The organism is Corallococcus sp. AS-1-6, assembly GCF_020037015.1.
GTDB lineage: Bacteria > Myxococcota > Myxococcia > Myxococcales > Myxococcaceae > Corallococcus.
The window spans coordinates 1-5,410 of sequence record NZ_JAIQDE010000069.1 but is presented as its reverse complement, the minus strand read 5'-3'; the positions used below and the strand labels follow the sequence as shown (position 1 = coordinate 5,410).

General features: G+C 69.8%; 3 protein-coding genes. All 3 read right to left on the bottom strand.

The features are described 5' to 3' along the window. Positions 1 to 73 precede the first annotated feature (73 nt). The gene (gene rpmE / locus K8612_RS38610; RefSeq protein ID WP_223744979.1) at positions 74 to 322 is read right to left on the bottom strand and encodes a 50S ribosomal protein L31; all 249 of its coding nucleotides are present in this window, start codon (positions 320 to 322) and stop codon (positions 74 to 76) included. A gap of 178 nt (positions 323 to 500) precedes the next feature. Further along, positions 501 to 959 (bottom strand): hypothetical protein, encoded by a 459-nt coding sequence (locus tag K8612_RS38605; RefSeq protein ID WP_223765906.1) that lies wholly within the window; start codon positions 957 to 959, stop codon positions 501 to 503. Continuing rightward, entirely contained in the window at positions 956 to 5,395 is a 4,440-nt protein-coding gene (locus K8612_RS38600) for a non-ribosomal peptide synthetase (protein ID WP_223765905.1), read from the bottom strand. The genes K8612_RS38605 and K8612_RS38600 overlap by 4 nt, the downstream gene beginning before the upstream one ends. Positions 5,396 to 5,410: the final 15 nt, after the last annotated feature.

The window sequence follows — 5,410 nt, the reverse complement described above, 5'->3', positions numbered from 1 at the left end:
AGCTCAGCCCTGACCACGGTGCTGGCGGCCGCTCGGCCTCCAGCACCTTTCTTCAGCTAATTAGGGACACCCCCTAGGCCTTCTCGGGCTCGGCGGCCTTCGCGCCCTTCTTGGCGGCCGGCGCGGTGTTCGCGTACTTCTTCTTGAAGCGGTCGATGCGGCCGGCCGTGTCCAGCAGCTTGTACTTGCCGGTGAAGAACGGGTGGCAGTTCGAGCAGACTTCCACGCTGAACGAGCCGCGGGTGGACTTGGTCTCGACGACGTTGCCGCACGCGCAGGTGATGCGGGAGGGCGGGTAGACCGGGTGCATGTCGGGCTTCATGGCTTCTCTCCAGTGCGCCTTGCCCCCGCCCAGGATGGGAGGGAGGTCCAGCGTTGTAGTGGGTCGGGGCTTATAGCGACCCCCCCGACCTTTCTCAAGGATGCGCGTCCGGACCCGGGGTTTCTCCCCGGGGCCCCCTCCCCTGGGGCCGGCTGGCGGCCGGCCAGGGGGGCGGGGGCTAGGTCGGGCTCGGGGTGGTGACGGGTGGGAGGGCCTTCGCCTCGGGGGCAGCCCGCCACAGGCGCTTGGCGGTCAGGGCCATGAACACGCCCATGGTGCCGTTGAGGTACAGCCACGCGACGTGGAGGTGCTGCTTCGCGGTCCAGAACCACACCATCAGCGCCAGGTTGAGGACGTAGACGAGCGCCACCACGCCCAGCGCGGAGAGGATGCCCGCCCGCCGCTTGAAGATGAGCAGCACGATGGTGAGCGGGTTGAGCACCGTGAAGAACTCGTTCACGACGCGGAACGGCATGGGCAGCGGATCCGCGGGGTCCGTCGCGAAGAGGCCGTACTTCGCCACCACGAGGATGTGGATGAGGGAGCCCACGGAGAAGCACACGAACCAGATGGCCAGGATGATGCGGTCGGGCCACGGTGAGCCCCCGCTGGATGTCGCGGATGTTTCAACGGTCATGACTTGTCCTCCACGGCCTCGCGCAACAGCGTGGCCACGTGCCGCACGTACGGCTCCTGCATGAGTTGATGGTGTCCCCCAGGGACATCCCTCACGTCCAGTCCCCCCCGGACGAAGGGCGCCCAGCCGCGGTGGCGCGGCACCCCGGCGGTGGGGGTCGCCTCCGTGGCGGCGAGCAGCAGCGCCGGTCCGTCGTAGGGGCTGGGGACGTAGCGGTCCATGGCGCGCAGGTTGGCCTGGTAGACGCGGAACAGGGCGCGCAATTGCTCGCGGCCCGTCGCCTCCTCCAGGAGGCCGGCCTGGACGCCCACGGCGAGGAGCGTCCCCAGCATGGCTTCGTCGTCCATGCGCTCCAGGGCGTCGTCGGACACGGGCAGGGTCAGGGAGAAGGCCTGGGCCACCGTCCGGGCGAAGGCGACGCGCGTGCTGGCGTCGGGGTCCTTGCTGGGGGCTTCACCAGGAGGCGCGCCCACGCCGGGGACGAAGGCGTCCACCAGCGCCAGCAGCCCCACGGCCTGGCCCTGAGCGCGCAGTTGGCGGGCCATCTCGAAGGCGATGACGCCGCCGAGCGACCAGCCCGCGAGGAGGTACGGCCCTTCCGCCTGCTCCGCGCGGATGGCGGCCACGTACAGGGTGGCCATCTCCTCCACGGTCTCCACCACGGCATGGCCGGCCTGGAGGCCGCGCGCCTGGATGCCGAAGACGGGCTGATGGGGCCCCAGGAGCCGCGCCAGCTCCGGGTAGGCGAGCACGTTGCCGCCGCCCGGGTGGACGAGGAACAGCGGCCGGCGTCCCGCGTCGCCCTTCTCCAGCGGGACGAGCGGCGACCACGTCTCCGTTTCGGCGCGCAGCAGCTTCGCCAGCTCCTCCACGGTCGGGTGCTGGAAGAGCGCGGCCAGGGGGACATCGCGGCCCAGTTGTTCGCGCAGCGCGGCCATCAGGCGGACCGAGAGGAGCGAGTGGCCTCCCAGCGCGAAGAAGCTGGTGCGCACCCCGATGGGCTTCACGCCCAGGACCTCCTCCCACACCGCCACGAGATGGGATTCCAGCGCGTCACGGGGTGCGACGAAGCTCTCGGCATGGGACGCGGTGACGTCCAGGTCCGGCAGGGCCTTGCGGTCCACCTTGCCGTTGGAGTTGAGCGGCAGCGCCTCCAGCACCACCACTGCTCCGGGCACCATGTACTCCGGCAGCCGTTGGCGCAGGCTTGTCTTCAGGGACTCCGCTTCCAGCGTCGCGCCCGCCTTCGGCGCTACGTACGCCACGAGGCGCTTCTCCGCGCCCTCCCCCTTCGCCACCACCACGGCTTCCTTCACCGCCTCCTGCTGGCGCAGTGCGGATTCCACTTCGCCCAGCTCGATGCGGAAGCCTCGCACCTTCACCTGGAAGTCCACCCGGCCCAGGTACTCCAGCACGCCGTCCGCCCGGTACCGCACCCGGTCTCCCGTGCGGTACATGCGGCTGCCTTCGGGGCCGTGGACTTCCGGCAGGAACTTCTCCGCCGTCAGCTCCGGCCTCAGCAGGTAGCCGCGCGCCTGGCCTTCGCCTGCCAGGAACAGCTCTCCCGCCACGCCCACCGGTACGGGCTGGAGGTACTTGTCCAGCACGTACGCCCGCGTGTTGGTGAGTGGCCGACCGATGTTCGGCACCTCATTGCGCCCCACCAGCGACCACGTCGAGTACGTCGTGTCTTCCGACGGGCCGTACAGGTTGTAGAGCTTCTTCACCGTCGGCACCGCGTACACGGCCTTCGCCAGCGTCTCCGGCAGGGCTTCGCCCGCGAGGTTGATGACTTGCACTGACGGCGGCACCGCGTTCAGCCGCACCAGTTGCGCCATCGCGGAGGGCACCGTGTTGATGAGCGTCACCTCTGCGTCCGGTTTCTCCTCCGCCAGATGCAGGGCGTTGCGCACCACCACGACGCTGCCGCCTCGTACCAGCGGCGCGAAGAGTTCGAAGACGGAGAGGTCGAAGTTCAGGCTCGTCGCCGCGAGCACTGCCTTCGTCTCCTCCTCCGTGAACGTCTCCGTTGCCCATGACAGGAACGCCACCGCGTTCCGGTGCGTCACCGCCACGCCCTTCGGACGGCCTGTGCTTCCTGACGTGTAGATGAGGTACGCCACGTTCTCCGGGCGCAGCTCGGACTCCGGTGCCTCTGTCGGCTCCGTCGCCAACGTCGCGTCCGTGTCCAGGCACACGGCCTGCGCGCTGAAGGTGGGCAGCGATTCCAGCAGGTGCGAGTGCGCCACCAATGCTGGGCCCTGCGCGTCCTCCAGCAGCCAACCCAGGCGCTCCTTCGGGTAGCTCGGATCCAACGGCACGTAGGCGCCGCCCGCCTTCAGGATGCCCAGCGTTCCCACCACGACGTCGGCCGTGCGCTCCACGCATAGGCCCACTCGCGACTCCGGGCCCACTCCCAGCTTGCGCAGCCGGTGCGCCAGTTGGTTCGCCTTCGCCTCCACCTCCCGGTACGTCAGCCGCTGCTTGCCACTCACCACCGCGACGGCATCCGGCGTGCGCCTTGCCTGCGCTTCGAAGAGGCGCGGAATCGTCGCGTCCCGGTCGTACTCCGCCTGCTGCTGGTTCCATGTCACCAGCACCTGCTGGCGCTCCGCCTCCGTCAGCATGGGCAGTCGGCCCACCGCTGCTTCCGGCTTCGCCACCACGCCTTCCAACAGCACGCGCAGGTGCTCCACCATCCGGTGCACGGTCGCGGCCTCGAACAGGTCGGTGCTGTACTCCAGCGTTCCGCTCAGGCCCTCCGCGGTCTCCACGAAGAAGAGGCTCAGGTCGAACTTCGACGTTCCTCCCGCGAACTCCACGGGCTTGAGCGTCATGCCGGGCAGCCGGGCTTCACCGACGGGCACGTTCTGGAGCGCCAGCAGCGTCTGGAACAGCGGCGTGTGGCTGCGGCTGCGCTCGGGCTGGAGCGCCTCCACCAGCTTCTCGAACGGTACTTCCTGGTGCTCCTGCGCCTCCAGGACCGTCTCGCGCACCTGCTGGAGCAGGCCCCGGAAGCTGGGGTCTCCGGACAGGTTCGTGCGCAGGACCAGCGTGTTGACGAAGAAGCCGATGAGTCCCTCCACCTCCGCGCGCGTGCGGCCCGCGATGGGTGAACCCACGCTGATGTCGTCCTGCCCCGAGTAGCGCGACATCAGCACCTGCCAGCCCGCCAGGAGCACCATGTACAGCGAGGCCCCTTCGCGCTGCGCGAGGCTCCTCAGGCACTGGGTCAACGATTGCGGCAAGAGGAAGCCCTGGGTCGCTCCCGCGTTTCCTCGCACTGCGGGACGCGGACGATCCGTGGGCAGCTCCAGCACCGGCGGCGCACCGGCGAGCTTCTGCTTCCAGTAGTCCACCTCCCGCTGGAGCGTCGCGCCCTGCAACCAGCCGCGCTGCCACGCCGCGTAGTCCGCGTACTGCACCGGCAGCTCCGGCAGCGGCGAGGGATGGCCCTGCACGAACGCCGCGTAGAGCGCGCCGACCTCCCGGACCAACACCCCGAGCGACCAGCCGTCCGACACGATGTGATGCATCGTGATGACGAGCACGTGGTCGCGCGCGTCGAGCTTCAGCAGGAGCGCGCGGAGGAGCGGCCCGTGTGCCAGTTCGAAGGGCCGCAGCACCTCCTGCTCCACGCGCTTCTGGAGCGCGGCGGCGTTCGACGTCAGGTCATCCACCGCCAGCGTGAAGGCGCTCTCGGACGTGGTCCGTTGCACCGGCTCGGGGTTGCCCGCGACGAACGTCGTGCGCAGGGACTCGTGACGGCGCACGACCTCACGGAGGGCCCGATCCAGGACCGCCACGTCCAGGTCGCCCTCCAGCCGCACCGCGACGGGTACGTTGTAGAGCGCCGTGCCCGGCTCCAGTTGATCGATGAACCACAGGCGCTGCTGCGCGAACGACAGCGGCAGCGGTGCATCCCGTGACACGGGCACGAGGGCCGGTGCCTTCGCGCGCCCGGCCTTCTCCAGCCTGCGGGCGAGGGCTTCCACCGTGGGCGCTTCGAACAGCGCACGCAGCGGCAGCTCCGCGCCCGTCTCCGCGCGGACCCGCGACACCACCTGCGTGGCCAGCAGGGAGTGCCCGCCCAGCGCGAAGAAGTCGTCCTTCACGCCCACCTGCGGCACCCGCAGCACCTCCGCCCAGATGGCCGCCAACTGAGCTTCCACTTCCGTGCGCGGCGCTTCGTAGGTACTTCCGGCCTTCTGGGCCTCCGGCTCCGGCAGGGCCTTGCGGTCCACCTTGCCGTTGGAGTTGAGCGGCAGCGACTCCAGCACCACCACCGCTCCAGGCACCATGTACTCCGGCAGCCGTTGGCGCAGGCTTGCCTTCAGGGACTCCGCTTCCAGCGTCGCGCCCGCCTTCGGCGCTACGTACGCCACGAGGCGCTTCTCCGCGCCCTCCCCCTTCGCCACCACCACGGCTTCCTTCACCGCCTCTTGCTGGCG

Excerpts from the sequence above, each read along its gene's own strand:
- K8612_RS38605 (WP_223765906.1), bottom strand. The coding sequence starts at position 959 with ATGACCGTTGAAACATCCGCGACATCCAGCGGGGGCTCACCGTGGCCC.
- rpmE (WP_223744979.1), bottom strand. The coding sequence starts at position 322 with ATGAAGCCCGACATGCACCCGGTCTACCCGCCCTCCCGCATCACCTGC.